At 52.0% G+C, this 15465-nt stretch carries 10 protein-coding genes; 7 read left to right on the top strand and 3 right to left on the bottom strand.

What is annotated here, in order from left to right:
• Positions 1–350: 350 nt before the first annotated feature.
• The 4 genes from aspA to ACSTTG_RS18410 all read left to right on the top strand — a co-directional run bounded on the left by aspA (position 351) and on the right by ACSTTG_RS18410 (position 5959).
• Positions 351–1802, top strand: coding sequence for an aspartate ammonia-lyase (gene aspA, locus ACSTTG_RS18425; RefSeq protein ID WP_438460559.1), 1452 nt, complete (start codon positions 351–353; stop codon positions 1800–1802).
• A gap of 150 nt (positions 1803–1952) precedes the next feature.
• Positions 1953–3272 (top strand): anaerobic C4-dicarboxylate transporter family protein, encoded by a 1320-nt coding sequence (locus tag ACSTTG_RS18420; protein ID WP_438460560.1) that lies wholly within the window; start codon positions 1953–1955, stop codon positions 3270–3272.
• A 158-nt stretch (positions 3273–3430) separates the two neighbouring features.
• Positions 3431–5230 carry a protein-disulfide reductase DsbD gene (locus ACSTTG_RS18415; RefSeq protein ID WP_438460622.1) on the top strand — a complete coding sequence of 600 codons (1800 nt, stop codon included), beginning with the start codon at positions 3431–3433 and terminating at the stop codon, positions 5228–5230.
• A 99-nt stretch (positions 5231–5329) separates the two neighbouring features.
• Positions 5330–5959 (top strand): response regulator, encoded by a 630-nt coding sequence (locus tag ACSTTG_RS18410; protein ID WP_438460561.1) that lies wholly within the window; start codon positions 5330–5332, stop codon positions 5957–5959.
• Positions 5960–6010: 51 nt separating this feature from the next.
• On the opposite strand, the gene ACSTTG_RS18405 is transcribed toward ACSTTG_RS18410, so the two are convergent.
• Positions 6011–7735, bottom strand: a complete 1725-nt coding sequence (locus ACSTTG_RS18405) for a potassium/proton antiporter (protein WP_438475796.1) — start codon at positions 7733–7735, stop codon at positions 6011–6013.
• A 328-nt stretch (positions 7736–8063) separates the two neighbouring features.
• On the opposite strand from ACSTTG_RS18405, the gene ACSTTG_RS18400 reads away from it, so the two are divergent.
• From ACSTTG_RS18400 to ACSTTG_RS18390, 3 genes are all read left to right on the top strand, one after another.
• The gene (locus ACSTTG_RS18400) at positions 8064–8327 is read left to right on the top strand and encodes a DUF4212 domain-containing protein (protein WP_438460563.1); all 264 of its coding nucleotides are present in this window, start codon (positions 8064–8066) and stop codon (positions 8325–8327) included.
• 12 nt (positions 8328–8339) lie between these two features.
• The gene (locus ACSTTG_RS18395; RefSeq protein ID WP_438460564.1) at positions 8340–10067 is read left to right on the top strand and encodes a sodium:solute symporter family protein; all 1728 of its coding nucleotides are present in this window, start codon (positions 8340–8342) and stop codon (positions 10065–10067) included.
• Positions 10068–10160: 93 nt separating this feature from the next.
• Entirely contained in the window at positions 10161–10646 is a 486-nt protein-coding gene (locus tag ACSTTG_RS18390; RefSeq protein ID WP_438475795.1) for a hypothetical protein, read from the top strand.
• A 26-nt stretch (positions 10647–10672) separates the two neighbouring features.
• Here the strand turns inward: ACSTTG_RS18390 and ACSTTG_RS18385 are convergent, their stop codons facing one another.
• On the bottom strand, positions 10673–14122 hold the full coding sequence (locus ACSTTG_RS18385; RefSeq protein ID WP_438475794.1) for a hybrid sensor histidine kinase/response regulator: 3450 nt from the start codon (positions 14120–14122) through the stop codon (positions 10673–10675).
• A 122-nt stretch (positions 14123–14244) separates the two neighbouring features.
• Positions 14245–15426, bottom strand: a complete 1182-nt coding sequence (locus ACSTTG_RS18380; protein ID WP_438475793.1) for a 3-phenylpropionate MFS transporter — start codon at positions 15424–15426, stop codon at positions 14245–14247.
• Positions 15427–15465: the final 39 nt, after the last annotated feature.

The following is a 15465-nucleotide window of genomic DNA, read 5'->3' as shown; positions in this document are numbered from 1 at the left end:
TGCTTGGGTAAAGTGTAAGACACTTCATCTCACAGGGCGGTAATCTTATTGGTTAGTTATAACACTCTGGTCTAGAGACCAAGAAATCAAGTCTAACCCACCGACTAAGGCCTAATATCTTGTTTTTAGTCAAGCAAGTTATCAATAAGTGCCCTATTGCCTGGGAAAAAACAACAAAGACAAAAAATAGTGATCAAAACTGCTGCTCTTATGCGATTGTTTCAGTATCATTAGCGGGCGGAAATCGAGGAGTGATTTCCAGCCACTTATTCTGCCAAAGGGATTTTTGTACAGCGGAGTTGGCTAACAATAGTACGAGTTGTTAGAACAATAATCTGAGGATCCCGGACATGGCTAAGACAAATAGTTTCGATAATCTCGCTCAACCAGCCACCCGTGTCGAAGAAGATCTCCTGGGACAACGCCATGTCCCCGCAGACGCTTACTATGGCATTCACACCCTGCGTGCCATTGAAAATTTCAACATTTCTGACGTCACCATCTCTGACGTGCCTGAGTTCGTTAAAGGCATGGTGATGACCAAAAAAGCTGCCGCTCTGGCCAACAAAGAGCTGGGCGTGATCCCGAGCGATGTGGCCGATGCCATCATCCAAGCCTGTGACACCATGATTGATACTGGCAAGTGCATGGATCAGTTCCCGTCGGATGTCTTCCAAGGTGGTGCTGGCACTTCGGTCAACATGAACACCAATGAGGTGATCGCCAACCTAGCCCTTGAACTGATGGGCAAACCAAAGGGTGACTACCACGTGGTGAACCCAAACGATCACGTCAATAAGAGTCAATCCACCAACTGTGCCTACCCGACCGGTTTTCGTATCGCGGTGTACAACAGTGTACGTCAGGTGATTGACGCGATTGAGTACCTAAAAGGCGCCTTCGACAACAAGAGCGAAGAGTTTAAAAACATCCTTAAGATGGGCCGCACCCAGCTTCAAGACGCCGTGCCAATGACCGTCGGTCAAGAGTTTCATGCTTGGTCAGTCACCCTTAATGAAGAGATCCGTAACCTAGAGTACACCTCTAAGCTACTGCTTGAGATCAACCTTGGTGCTACCGCGATCGGTACTGGCCTTAATGCGGCGCAAGGCTACCAAGATCTGGCGATCAAGCACCTTGCCGATGTAACAGGCCTCGATGTCGTGGCGGCAGAAGATCTGATTGAGGCAACCTCAGACTGTGGCGCCTACGTGATGACTCACGGCGCTCTCAAGCGTTTGGCTGTCAAGCTCTCAAAGATCTGTAACGACCTACGCCTACTCTCTTCTGGCCCTCGTGCTGGTCTTAATGAGCTCAACCTGCCAGAGCTGCAAGCAGGCTCATCCATCATGCCAGCCAAGGTTAACCCGGTTGTTCCAGAGGTGGTCAATCAGGTGTGTTTTAAAGTCATGGGCAACGACACGACTATCTCGTTTGCCGCTGAGGGTGGTCAGTTGCAGCTCAACGTGATGGAGCCGGTGATTGCCCAAAGCATGTTCGAGTCGCTGTCAATCTTGACCAATGCGTGTATCAACTTACGCGATAAGTGCGTCAGCGGTATCACGGTCAACAAAGAAGTGTGCGAGAGCTACGTCTACAATTCGATTGGTATCGTCACCTACCTCAACCCATACATCGGTCACCATGAAGGCGACATCGTGGGTAAGATCTGTGCAGAAACAGGCAAGAGTGTGCGTGAGGTGGTACTCGAGCGTGGGCTGCTCACCGCAGATGAGCTGGATGATATTCTCTCCGTCGAGAACTTTATGCAGCCGACCTATAAGGCCAAGCGCTATCAATAATTCTCTTCAGGCTTCCATTGGAAGCCTGTTTTGTACCCTGGTATGTCGATTTTTTGCCGTTCTTAAGAATTGATGTAACCACAATAATAAAAATAAGCAGCAACTTAGCTCGCCCTACAACAACTATGCAACACAACACAGGAGTTAAACATGTTCTTTATTGAGTTCGCCGTGGTACTACTTTGTATCCTAATCGGTGCTCGCCTTGGTGGTATTGGTCTTGGTGTGATGGGAGGTATTGGTCTTGCCGTTTTGACCTTTGTCTTTGGTCTTGAGCCATCCAGCCCACCGATTGACGTCATGCTGATGATCATGGCCGTGGTCGCAGCCGCTGCTGCTATGCAGGCATCGGGCGGTCTAAACTACATGATCAAGATTGCGTCGAAGATCCTGCGCAAGAACCCAAAACACATCACCTTTATCGCGCCAATGGTGACCTACTTCTTCACCATGATGGCCGGTACAGGTCACGTCGCTTACTCGGTGCTACCCGTGATAGCTGAGGTCAGCCGTCGCAGCGGCGTCCGTCCTTCACGCCCACTGGGTATGGCGGTTATTGCCTCTCAGTTTGCTATCGTAGCCAGCCCAATCGCAGCAGCCGTTGTTGCATTGGTGGCCTTCCTTGAGCCACAGGGCATCACTCTGGGCACCGTACTGTCTGTGACTATCCCTGCGACCTTCTTTGGTTTGGCAACGGCGTGTCTTATTGTCAACAAGCTTGGCAAAGAGCTAAAAGACGACCCTGAGTACCAACGCCGTCTGCAAGACCCACAATATCGCGCAGAAATGGAAGGCTCAGACAGCCAAGACCCAGAAGAGATTGAAATCACGCCACAGGCGAAAAAGTCGGTGGGTCTGTTCCTCTTTGGTGCTCTGGTAGTGGTACTGATGGGTGCTATGCCGTCACTGCGTCCAGAATTTAATGGCTCACCAATGGGCATGGCGCACACGATTGAGATTGTGATGTTGTCGGTTGCGGCGCTCATCATCCTGATCTGTAAGCCTGACAGCATGGCAATCACCCAAGGCTCAGTATTTCATGCTGGTACACGTGCTATCGTGGCGATCTTTGGTATCGCATGGCTAGGTAACACCCTGGTAGGTGGTCACGGCGACTTAGTCAAAGAGACTGTCTCTGGCCTGGTTGAGTTCGCACCATGGACCTTTGCCTTTGCCCTGTTTGTACTTTCAGTCATGGTCAACAGCCAAGGTGCAACGACGGCAGTGCTGGTACCAGTCGCCATCACCATTGGCTTGCCGCCTGAGATCATCATTGCCACCTTCGTCGCGGTCAATGGTTACTTCTTTATTCCAAACTACGGCCCAATCATTGCCTCAATCGATTTTGATACCACAGGCACCACTAAGATTGGCAAGTACATCTTTAACCACAGCTTTATGGCTCCAGGCCTGATCAGTATGTTCTTTAGCATCCTGTATGGTCTACTGATTGCTAGCGTGATGGTTTAATCATTTATCTATAGCAAACATTTTTAAACAAACACCCACCACGCCTTGGTGGGTGTTTTTGTTTCAAGCGTCCGCAACTTGTTTGAAACTAAATTGCTCGTGCCACGGTCTGATGAGTTACTATACAATTATTCACACCAGAAGAACGATACGAGATGATGCGCGCTGTAGTTTCCCTGTTTGTTTTAAGCCTGAGCCTTATCAGCCCCACCAGCTGGGCGCTATTTTCTGATAACAGCTCATCACCACTCAGCTTTGGCTCGAGCACCCCGCGTTTTTTGCCGGTTGACGAGGCCTTTCCACTCAATACCTTTCAGCAGGGTGAGCGACTGTTTATTGACTGGCAGGTCGCGGATGGTTACTACCTGTATCAAGACCGAATAAAAGTCACGACCGAGGGCGCAACACTCGCGCCCTATCAACTGCGCCCCGGCGAGCCATACTATGATGAGTTCTTTGGTGATGTGTCGATCTACACTACACCGCTTTTCCTTGAGCTGACTCTCAGTGATTATCAAACCGGTGCGAGAGCCATCATCGAGTACCAAGGCTGCGCCAAGTCGGGGTTCTGCTACCCACCTGAGACACGTGAAATTGATCTAGCAGCGTTTATCAGTACAAACAATGCAACCCCAAGCACTGATGCGAGTGACTCGGTCCAAGCATCCTCTGCATCAACTCCAACAATGCCGGTCAACAACAGTGAGGATTTAGCGAACACCTTGGCCGATAACTGGTGGACTCCACTGTTGTTTTTACTTTTAGGCGTGGGTCTTGCCTTTACGCCTTGCGTGCTGCCGATGTATCCGATTTTAACCAGTATTGTCCTCGGGCAAGGGCAGATTTCTGCTCGCCGCGCACTTGGACTGTCTCTGATCTATGTACAAGGCATGGCGCTCACCTATACCTTGCTCGGTCTACTGGTTGCTTCTGCTGGTATGCAGTTTCAGGCTGCTATGCAGCACCCCGCCGTACTGATAACACTTAGCGTGCTGTTTGTTGGTCTTTCGCTATCGATGTTTGGTGTTTATACCCTGCAACTGCCAGCCAGTGCGCAGACTTGGTTAAATAATCTCAGTAATCGCCAGCAAGGGGGCAGCACGACTGGCGTTTTCGCTATGGGTGCGATCTCTGGACTGGTTTGTTCACCGTGCACCACTGCCCCCTTATCTGGTGCTCTGCTCTACGTGGCGCAAAGCGGCGATCTTATTACTGGGGCGACCGCACTGTATGCGCTCGCACTTGGTATGGGTATCCCGCTGATCCTAGTTGCGGTGTTTGGTAATAAGTTGCTGCCAAAAGCGGGTGAGTGGATGGATACCGTCAAGGTGGTGTTTGGTTTTGTCTTGCTTGCCGCACCGATCCTGCTGCTTGAGCGTATCCTACCAGAGTTGTGGGTTGCCATATTGTGGACCCTACTTGGCCTCACGGCTTTCGGCTGGCTCTACCGCCTCAAAAACCGCTTACCGTTTGGCTCGTGGAAACAGAGTACGATTGGTATTGTCGCCGTGCTGGGCATGGTGGCAGCCCTGCAGCCGAGCCTTAACCATTGGCTGTCTAAAGACAGTGTCCATGCCTCGCCTCTGGTCGAATTTGTTAGGATTGAAAGCGTGGAACAGCTTGAGCAGCAACTGGCACTGGCTAAAGCCAACCAGCAGCCGGTCATGCTGGATTTTTATGCGGACTGGTGCGTGGCATGTAAAGAGTTTGAGAAGTACACCTTTCATGCTAGCGAGGTCGAGCCTGAGCTTGGCAAGTTTGTTTTGCTCCAAGCCGATGTCACGCGCAATCGCGCCCAAGATATTGCCCTGCTCCAGCACCTGCAGGTGCTAGGACTGCCAACGATAGATTTTTGGAATGGGCAGGGTGAGCGCGTTTCACAGGCGCGCCTAACAGGCTTTGTCGCCGCTGAACCATTCTTGCTCCATATTCAACATATCTCCCAATTAGAGCAATAAAAAACGATTGAGCTCAGAGTTTTAGTGGATAAGGATTGTCCACTTTCACTTTCACATCAATAATCAATCATGTCCCAACCGCAATTATTTTGGAGTGTCATGGAGTCGACGTATACCATCATCATTGCTGATGATCACCCTCTGTTTCGCAACGCGCTATTTCAATCAATCCACATGGCAATCGGTGGCGTTACTCTGCTCGAGGCCGATTCGCTCGATGCGCTGCTGAGTGTCTTGGACAAAGAGAGTGAGCCTGATCTATTACTGCTGGATCTCAAGATGCCGGGCGCCAATGGCATGTCGGGCCTTATCCAGCTGCGCGCTGAATATCCTGAACTGCCTATTGTTGTCGTCTCAGCCAGCGAAGAGCCAGCGGTTGTCACTCAGGTCAAAAGCCACGGCGCCTACGGTTTTATTCCCAAATCCAGCGATATGCGCACCTTGGTGGCGGCACTTAATCAGGTGTTAGCCGGTGAGCCCTATTTCCCGGCGGAGCTGATCACCAATGCGGCCGCTTGCGCCGATCTGGCGGAAAAAATTGCCACCCTGACCCCGCAGCAATACAAGGTACTCGGCATGCTGTCTGATGGCCTGCTTAACAAACAGATTGCTTACGAGCTGAATGTCTCTGAGGCAACCATCAAGGCACACATGACCGCTATCTTTCGTAAGCTCGAGGTCAAGAACCGCACCCAAGCCGTGATCTTATTGCAAGAGCTGCAAGGCTAGCCGCGATTTTCCGTCCGCTACCGGCCGTCCGCTACCGGCCGTCCGCAACAACTAGTCGCTGTCTGGCAGGCCTAGCCCTAGCTTGGTCACTTGATGATCATGGGTCTCAGCAACAACCCAGTGTAGGCCTTGCCAGTCAAAACTGTCCCCGAGCACAGGGTGAGCGCCCAAATAACGAATGGCGAGTTGTTGTAAGGTTTGCTCCCCCTCAGCCTCTGCCACTTCAATGCCATAGTAGCTGATCACATCTTTGACTCGGATATCTACATCCAAGAAGAAGTCACCGAAGAAGCGTTTACTGCTCTCATTCTCGGGTGCCTCACTAAACAGCGCACTTAGCGCGGGTAGATCCTTATCTTGGCCGAGCACACACAGCACATCATTGGCTTCCAGTACCGTGCTACCAGAAGGATGTAAAAGCTGATCATCACGAAACATGGCTGAAATTCGCGTACCTTGAGGCATGGTTAGGCGATGCAGAGGCTCCCCGACGCACCATTTGTCTTGGTTAAGCTTGTACACAAACAGCTCCCACTCACTGGCGCGGAAGATCTCAACCCCACTGCGCGAGACTGGGGTCGGCTTTGGCGGCAGAGTCACCTCGGCAAATCGCGCGGCATGCATCAAAGTTCCACCTTGTACCAGCAGCGAAACCATAACGACGAAAAAGGCGATGTTAAAATACAGCTGGGCATTGGGCAGACCGGCCATCATCGGAAACACCGCTAAGATGATCGGCACCGCGCCGCGCAACCCCACCCAGGCGAGGAACTTACGCTCTGGCAGGGTAAAGCTGCGAAATGGCAGTAACCCCACCCACACCGCAACCGGTCTGGCAAACAAGATCATGCTAAACGCCAGTACCAATGCAGGGAGCATAATATCCAGTAGTGTCGAGGGGGTGACCAACAAACCCAGCACCAGGAACATCACGATTTGGCTGAGCCAGGTCATGCCATCGAGCACATTGAGGATCGAGTAGCGAAAACTGGTCGGTTTGTTGCCGATCAGCAGGCCCACTAGGTAAATAGATAAAATCCCACTCCCGCCAAGCTTGTTTGACAGCGCAAACAACGCCACCCCGCCGCCAAGCACCAATACTGAATACAGCCCCTCAGGCAGTTCCACTCGATTGATTAAACTCCACAGCAGCCACCCACCGCCAAGCCCAACCAAGGCGCCGACACCAAACTGCATACCAAAGCTAGAGAGCAAGAAAGACAGACCAAAATCCGCCTCTGGATTAGCCAGTATCGCAATCAAGGTCACGGTCAAAAACACCGCCATCGGGTCATTGGTACCAGACTCTATCTCAAGGGTTGAGCCGACGCGCTCGTTAAGGCTCTGGCCTTTGAGCAAGGAGAACACCGCCGCCGCATCGGTCGAGCCGACGATTGCTCCAACCAAAATCCCCTGTAGCAAACTCAAGTCAAACAACCAAGCCGCCAACAACCCGGTGATGGTCGAGGTAAGCGCGACCCCGATCGTCGCCAGTGACAGGGCAGGCCAAAAGGCGACTTTAAAGCTAGAGACTTTGGTGCGCATGCCACCATCAAGCAAGATGATCGCGAGTGCGAGGTTACTCACCAAATAGGTCAGAGAAAAATTGTCAAACACAATCTGGCCGGGGCCATCTTCCCCGGCAAGCATGCCAACGACTAGAAAGATCAGAAGGATAGGAATGCCTAACTTAGACGATGCCCGGCTAAGCACCACACTCACTACGATTAGAATCGCGCCTGTTAAAAATAGGTTATCGATCACATTTACGTCCAATCCTTTCCCCCCTGGTCTATCAATGCTGATTACCATTAACTATAACAAACGTTTTTTAATAACCGAGAGCTATATCAAGCCTCGAAACATCCTCTAACACCTTAGCCTGAACATGCTAAAAATGGGTTAACACGACGCAATATCATTCGACTTTTGGCTAATCTCACCGCGCTTTGGTCGCGATATTTATCAGTAAATGCAGTCAATTAGGCACTAATATTCGAAAAATAATCATCGCTTTGCCGACTAAAGTTGAACGGAGAGACTTGAGTTAGCTTGCTAGGCTGTTTCTGAAACATTTAATTAACAACAGCATAAGGAGACGGCTATGGCTTTCGAAACTCAAGAACGTGCCAAGGCCTATTGGGACAAAAACGTCAAGCTGATGATCAGCCTGATGGTGGTGTGGTTCGTGGTCTCGTTTGGCTGCGGAATCATCTTTGTTGACTTCCTCAATCAGTTTCAAATTGGTGGATACAAGTTGGGCTTCTGGTTTGCACAGCAAGGGTCCATCTACACCTTCCTAGTAATCATTTTTTTCTATGCGTGGAAGATGCGTCAGATCGACCGCGAATTTAATGTTGATGAGTAAGGAGCCACTCAGATGGACTTGAAGACTATTACCTACTTGGTTGTTGGCGCAACCTTTCTGCTCTATATCGGTATTGCAATCTGGGCTCGCGCGGGTTCAACCAAGGAGTTTTATGTCGCCGGTGGTGGCGTTAACCCGATTGCAAATGGTATGGCAACCGCGGCTGACTGGATGTCAGCGGCCTCATTTATCTCTATGGCCGGGTTAATCGCATTTATGGGTTACGGCGGCTCGGTCTTTTTGATGGGCTGGACAGGCGGCTATGTGTTGCTCGCATTACTCCTCGCCCCTTACCTGCGTAAATTTGGCAAGTTCACGGTGCCAGAATTTGTCGGTGAGCGTTTCTACTCTAACGCCGCGCGTGTGGTCGCGGTGGCGTGTTTGATCATCGCATCGGTCACCTACGTTATCGGTCAAATGAAAGGGGTTGGGGTTGCCTTCGGTCGTTTCCTTGAGGTGGATTACGCCACAGGGCTCGGCATTGGTATGTGTATCGTGTTTATCTATGCCGTGCTTGGCGGTATGAAAGGCATCACCTACACGCAGATTGCTCAATATTGCGTACTCATTCTTGCTTACACTATCCCCGCAATCTTTATCTCTCTGCAGCTCACTGGCCATCCTCTGCCACAGATAGGTCTTGGTAGCACCATGGCGGGCACCGATGTTTATCTGCTCGATAGGCTTGACCAAGTGGTCACTGAACTCGGCTTTACCGAGTACACCACCGCGGTGCGGGGTGATACGCTGAATATGTTCGTCTACACCATGTCACTCATGATCGGTACCGCGGGTCTGCCCCACGTAATCATCCGCTTCTTTACTGTGCCGAAAGTGCGCGATGCGCGTACATCAGCCGGTTGGGCACTGGTGTTTATCGCCATCCTATATACCACTGCGCCAGCGGTGGCAGCGATGGCTCGCCTAAACCTAATGGATACCGTTAACCCAGCGCCTGGACAGCATCTAGTCTATGATGAGCGACCTGATTGGTTTAGAAACTGGGAGACCACTGGGCTGCTCGGCTTTGATGACAAGAATGGCGATGGTCAGATCCAATACACTTCAAGCGCAGAAACTAATGAACTCAGAGTCGATAACGATATTATGGTACTAGCAAACCCTGAGATTGCTAAACTACCTAACTGGGTGATTGCACTGGTTGCCGCAGGTGGCCTGGCCGCCGCACTATCCACCGCTGCTGGCCTCTTGCTCGCGATTTCATCGGCGATATCACATGACCTGATAAAAGGGGTGATAAACCCGAGGATCTCGGAGAAAAATGAGCTGCTCGCCAGCCGTATATCGATGGCCGTCGCTATCGGGGTCGCAGGCTACCTTGGCCTCAACCCACCCGGCTTTGCCGCAGGTACTGTGGCACTCGCGTTTGGTCTCGCCGCCTCGTCGATATTCCCAGCCTTGATGATGGGGATCTTCAGTAAGACCATCAATAAAGAGGGCGCGATTGCCGGTATGATCGCGGGTATCAGTATCACCTTGTTCTACGTGTTCCAACACAAGGGTATTCTGTTTATCGCCGATTGGACCTATCTCGAGAGCTGGGGCAGTAACTGGTTCTTGGGCATTGAGCCGAACGCCTTCGGTGCTATCGGAGCCCTGTTTAACTTTATCGTTGCCTTTGCGGTATCACGCGTCACTGCGGAAACGCCACAAGAAGTCAAAGATTTGGTTGAGCACGTACGAGTTCCAGCAGGCGCAGGCGAGGCCACCTCGCACTAATCTGTGTCAAGCGCACAAAAGCCCCTGCGGGGGCTTTTCATTTTGTGCTCACAGAGTAATTTAGACATTGAGGCTCGCAGCAAGGATGCAAATATGTTCAAAAGCAAACACTTTATCGTCGCTCTTCTCGTCGCTCCCATCTTAGCGGTCATCGCTTATTTTGGCGTCGACCTGGCGGTAAGCGAAAAGCCACACGCGGCAAAAAAAGGCGAGACTTATCGCTTAGTCAGCAAGTCTAACTGCCGCTATACCAGTGGGTTATGTGACATGGAAAATGGTGAGTTTAAGGTTCAGTTTCGCTCCGATGCGCTGAGTGCGACCCAACTTGACCTCAGTCTGACCGCTGCCATCCCGTTGCAGGGCATCAAGGTGTCTCTGGTGGACAGCCAAGACGAGCAGGCGATACCCGTAGATATGGTAGAAAACGACAATAATGCCCAATCGTGGCAGGTGTCTTTGCCAGCTCCTGCCTCTGAGGAAAGCTGGCTACGTGTGGCGATTCAGGCCAATGATTCACTGTATTACGGTGACACACAAACCGCCTTTGTGGTGTACAAAACTCTGCTTGAGGACGAGTAACTCCTCCCCCTCAAACAGGCTTAATCCTACGCATCGCTGGCCAGCTGAGAAGTACTCAATGTCGCTCGCAGCTTAAGCGGCTTAACTGGTTTTGGTAGAAAACTGTAGCCGCTCAATTGGATCGAGGCCATCATCTCATCAGTGCGATCGGCGCTGATGATAACCCCCTTAAAACTATCACCGAGTTGCTCGCGGCATCGCTCGAGCACCTCCATACCGGTGCGTCCCTGATCGAGGCGATAGTCTGAGAGGATCACATCCGGATGCCACCCCTCATTCAGGCATGCCAATGACTCGGCGAGATCAACCGCCACCCGCACATCGCACCCCCAGCGAGAGAGCAGATTCTCCATGCCAACTAAGATCTCGACTTCATTATCGACACACAAGACCTTCAAGTGACTTAGCTCAGATGGGGCCGGGCTTGGGCTTATCACGACATTCTCTCGCAACACGGGCGCTGATTGTTTGAGGGAAATCGAGAACACACTGCCCCGTCCTGGCCACGATCGCATCGAGATCCGATGCCCAAGCACGTGTGCAATGCCCTTTGAGATCGCCAGACCAAGCCCGAGCCCTTGATCAGCGCGGATCTGGCTGCCGCGATTAAACTCCTCAAAGATCTCCTGCTGCTTGTCGGGATCGATGCCCACTCCGTTATCCCACACCTCGATTCTCAGCCGCTCACCCTCATGGCGAACACCCAGCACCACCTTTCCTTTCGGGTTATAGCGAAAGGCATTGGTGAGAAAGTTTTGGATCACGCGACGTAAGAGCTTAGGGTCCGACTTAACCCATAATGAGCTTGGGATCATCGAGAAAGTAATCTGCTGATCTTTACTCAGCGCACTGAACTCGGCATTGAGATTATTCAACACATCTTTAATTGCAAAACTACGCACATGGACATCAAGCTTGCCGGATTCAAGCCGCGAGATATCCAATAGGTCACCAATCAAATCCTCTGCGGCGCCAAGCGCGCTCTCGATATGTCCAGACAACCGCTTGGCCTCGTTATCGTGGGCGACTTCAGACAGCGATGAAGCGAACAACCGCGCCGCATTCAATGGCTGCATCAAGTCATGACTCACCGCGGCGAGAAAGCGACTTTTCGACTTAGACTCATGCTCTGAGCGTTGATTGGCCGTTACTAATTGCTCGTTCAATTGCTCTAACTCACGCGTACGCTCGCGCACGCGCTCTTCAAGGCGTTCGTTGGCATCTTTTAGCGCCTGCTCTGCCTCACGAAACACAGTGATATCGCTAAAGCTCATCACAAAGCCACCGCTTGGCATCGGGTTGCCCTGCACCTCGATGACACGCCCATCCGGTCTGACTCGCGATGAGGTGTGGCGCGTCCCTTTTTCAAGGTGATAGATACGCCTGCGCACATGATCATCTGGATCGCCAGGGCCACACAAGCCTTGCTCTGCGTTATGCCGGATCACATCCGCGATAGGTCGGCCCACCTGAATAAGCCCCGGTGGGAACACGAATAACTCGAGGTAGCGCTGATTCCATGCGACTAAGCGAAGTTGCTTATCAACCACGGCAATCCCCTGGCCAATATGCTCAATCGCGCCTTGCAAAAGGCCGCGGCTAAAGTCATACAGCTCTGAAGCTTCGTCGACAATGGTCGCTACCTCCTCAAGCTGCATATTGCGCCCTTGCAAAGCCGAGCTTAACACCAGTTTTGCCGATGATGCGCCAAACACCCCCGCCAGCAGTCGCTCGGTATGGCGGATCAAGTTTGCGGGTGCCTGCTGGTTGCGCTGAAGGTTTGCGCGATGATGGTGAAAGAAGTCTTGAAAGCCCTTTTGTACCCGGCGGCGACCGACAAAGCGAGACGCTAGCATCTCGAGCTCTGCCACCGTCACCCGGCTTTGATACAAGCTGATGTTTTCGCTTTCAGGCAGCGGCGTGCCGATAAAGGGCGCCGATTGCAACCGCTCAGACAAGGAGGCCCGAGTGAGCGATGACACCAAGATAAAACAGCCGGTATTGGCGACAAAACTAAGGAGCATGCCCCAGTCAGAGCTTTGAATACCCAATGGAGCGAGCCACTGGGGTGGCTCAATCAGCCACAGCACCCAGTTACTGCCCGAGTCACCAGCCAGCACACCGGTTTGATTCATCAAGGTCAGCAGCCAGATGGTAAAACCCACCGCCAGACCGGCATAAACGCCTTTTTTATTGCCCTTATGCCAATACATCCCGCCGATAACGGCAGGAGCAAACTGGCTGATGGCAGCGAATGACAGAAAGCCAATCGCGGAGAGGGAGTCAATCGTATTGAGCACCTGATAGAAGCCCCACGCCCCTAATAGCAGCAGCAAGATCAAAGCGCGGCGAATGATCAACAGTAGCTTAGAGAAGTGGGCGTAACTGCGCTGAGCAAAACGCACTCGACGCAACAGCAGCGGCATCACCAGATCGTTTGAGACCATTATCGCCAAGGCAATGGTCGAGACAATCACCATGCCACTGGCCGCTGACGTGCCACCCAGAAAGGCCAGTAAGGCAATAAAGTCGGCCTCAACGGCCATCGGCACACTGATCACATAGCTGTCTGGTGATTGGCCTGGTAGCAGGCTCTGCCCGACCCATGCGATGGGTAGTACGAACGCCCCCATCGCTAAAAGATATGCGGGAAAGACCCAACGCGCGGTATGCAGATCCTGCGCCCGTTCGTTCTCAACTACCGTGGTGTGAAACTGGCGTGGCAGGCATAAGATGGCCATCATGGTCAGGCCGGTGTGGATCAGCAAGGTCGGTAAATTGGGGGCCTGATAGGTCTGCGCTGCAGTGGAGAACATGGCAATCTCCTCACGCGACAGGGCGAGATAGACAATAAATAGTCCCACCAGTAGAAACGCCACCAGCTTAACAATCGATTCAAACGCGATCGCCAGCATCATCCCACGGTGGTGTTCGGTATTGTCGATATTTCGCGTGCCAAACAGCATGGTGAACACCGCGAGCATGCCAACCACAAACCAAGACACATAATGATCATCGTAACCCAATTGCTCGGTCAGCTGCGGCGCCACCACATCCAGTCCCATGGTGATACCGCGTAGCTGCAGGGCGATATACGGCAAAATACCGATCACGGCAATTAAGGTCACCACCACCGCGAGCCCTTGAGATTTTCCGTAACGGGCAGCAATAAAGTCCGCGATAGAGGTAATGTGCTCGCGCTTCGCGACCAAGATCAAACGTGCGAGTACCCGCCAGCCAAACACAAAAACTAATATCGGCGCTAGATAGATAGGTAAAAAAGACCAGGGATTGCTGCTAGCCTGTCCCACCGTGCCATAAAACGACCATGAGGTGCAGTAAACTGCAATCGAGAGGCTGTAAATCCAGGGGCGCCATTGAGCCACCTTTTTCGTCCGGCGATCGCCATACCAGGCGATAAAAAACAGTATCCCCAAATAGGTCAGAGAAACCGGAATCACGATCAATCCTTGCATTCGCTATCCTTTGTCTGCATAAAAAAGCCGCCTGAGCGGCGGCTATAGGTGACTTGGGTATAAGTAACCACTCAGAAGGTTCACTTTACCAAGGGTTAAAAAATAAGCGCAATTAGCACAGCCTAATTCTGTGCATTGGTCGCGGCTTTCGCTGCACTACTGCGCTCTTGTTGGGGCTCAAGGCGAACAAACAGTGCCAGTAAGCCCATACCCGACATTACCCAGAACACATTAGCGCCCCAATGCTCATAACCCCAACCACTCAACGCGGTCATTAGGGCAATAAAGGCCCCAAGAGGCAGGGCATTGTACAGCGCTTGCAGTGCGACCATTTTGTTCTCTGCTGACTGCTGGATATAAGAAATCGCGGCGATATGGGCCATCGCGAACGTCACGCCGTGCAGCATTTGCACTAGAACCAATACCTCAACATGAGTGGTAGAAGCCGTCAGCCCCCAGCGGATCATCACCCCCAATGCGGCAACAGCAAATAAAGTGCGCAGTGACCAGTTGGCAAACCAGCGCTTACTCACCGCAAAAATCACCACCTCAGCCGCAACACCCAGGCTCCAAAGGTAGCCAATCACATTCTCGGCGTGCCCTGCCTCGCGCCAATGTATCGCACTAAAGCCATAGTAAGCAGCATGACTGCCTTGGATCAGTGCCACCAATAGGAGAAATTTCACCACCGACCACTCACGCAGCAGCGCGGTAATTTTTGGGCGCTCACTGGCCTCTTTCTCGAGGCTTGTTGGCATTGGGCTTGGGTTGCGCATCGATAATAGCCACCCAGCGGCTATGCCAGAGAGTGCGGTATAGAGGATCATCTCTGTGCCGAAACCTGCCACCAAAAATCCGACCACGGTCGAGCCGACGATAAACGCAATCGAACCCCACAGTCGTGTGCGACCATAATCGAGTAGCTTAAGGCGTGAATAATGGTTCGCCATCGCATCCGAGAGCGGGATCGCGGGCCCACAGCATAGGTTAAACAGCACCGTCGCCAGCGCCATCAACCAAAAACTACCGCCAGTAAAAAAGTGAAAACCAATTGCTACGAGGGCCAAAAAGCTTATCCAACGCAATACGGGTAAAAGATGCTCGACTCGATGCACTCGCGGGGTGATGACTAGATTAGCCACGCAGCGCGTCGCAAGCCCCAAACCAATCAAGAACCCTATATCTGTCGCCGAGACACCCTGGTCCTCAAACCACAGCGCCCAAAATGGCAGATACACGCCATAAGCGAAAAAGAAACCGAGAAAATACTGGGAGATCCAGCCATAGGGAGAGGGAGTTAACATCAAACGATCCTAATTAAAATGCTACTGACGCCGGCCATT

Origin of the sequence: Vibrio glycogenivorans (assembly GCF_051660965.1) — a bacterium.
In the GTDB taxonomy this organism is placed as follows: domain Bacteria; phylum Pseudomonadota; class Gammaproteobacteria; order Enterobacterales; family Vibrionaceae; genus Vibrio.
This window is presented reverse-complemented; position numbering and strand designations above follow the sequence as displayed.

Coding starts and splice junctions, on each gene's coding strand:
- aspA (WP_438460559.1), top strand. CDS start 351: ATGGCTAAGACAAATAGTTTCGATAATCTCGCTCAACCAGCCACCCGT.
- ACSTTG_RS18420 (WP_438460560.1), top strand. CDS start 1,953: ATGTTCTTTATTGAGTTCGCCGTGGTACTACTTTGTATCCTAATCGGT.
- ACSTTG_RS18415 (WP_438460622.1), top strand. CDS start 3,431: ATGCGCGCTGTAGTTTCCCTGTTTGTTTTAAGCCTGAGCCTTATCAGC.
- ACSTTG_RS18410 (WP_438460561.1), top strand. CDS start 5,330: ATGGAGTCGACGTATACCATCATCATTGCTGATGATCACCCTCTGTTT.
- ACSTTG_RS18400 (WP_438460563.1), top strand. CDS start 8,064: ATGGCTTTCGAAACTCAAGAACGTGCCAAGGCCTATTGGGACAAAAAC.
- ACSTTG_RS18395 (WP_438460564.1), top strand. CDS start 8,340: ATGGACTTGAAGACTATTACCTACTTGGTTGTTGGCGCAACCTTTCTG.
- ACSTTG_RS18390 (WP_438475795.1), top strand. CDS start 10,161: ATGTTCAAAAGCAAACACTTTATCGTCGCTCTTCTCGTCGCTCCCATC.
- ACSTTG_RS18385 (WP_438475794.1), bottom strand. CDS start 14,122: ATGCAAGGATTGATCGTGATTCCGGTTTCTCTGACCTATTTGGGGATA.
- ACSTTG_RS18380 (WP_438475793.1), bottom strand. CDS start 15,426: ATGTTAACTCCCTCTCCCTATGGCTGGATCTCCCAGTATTTTCTCGGT.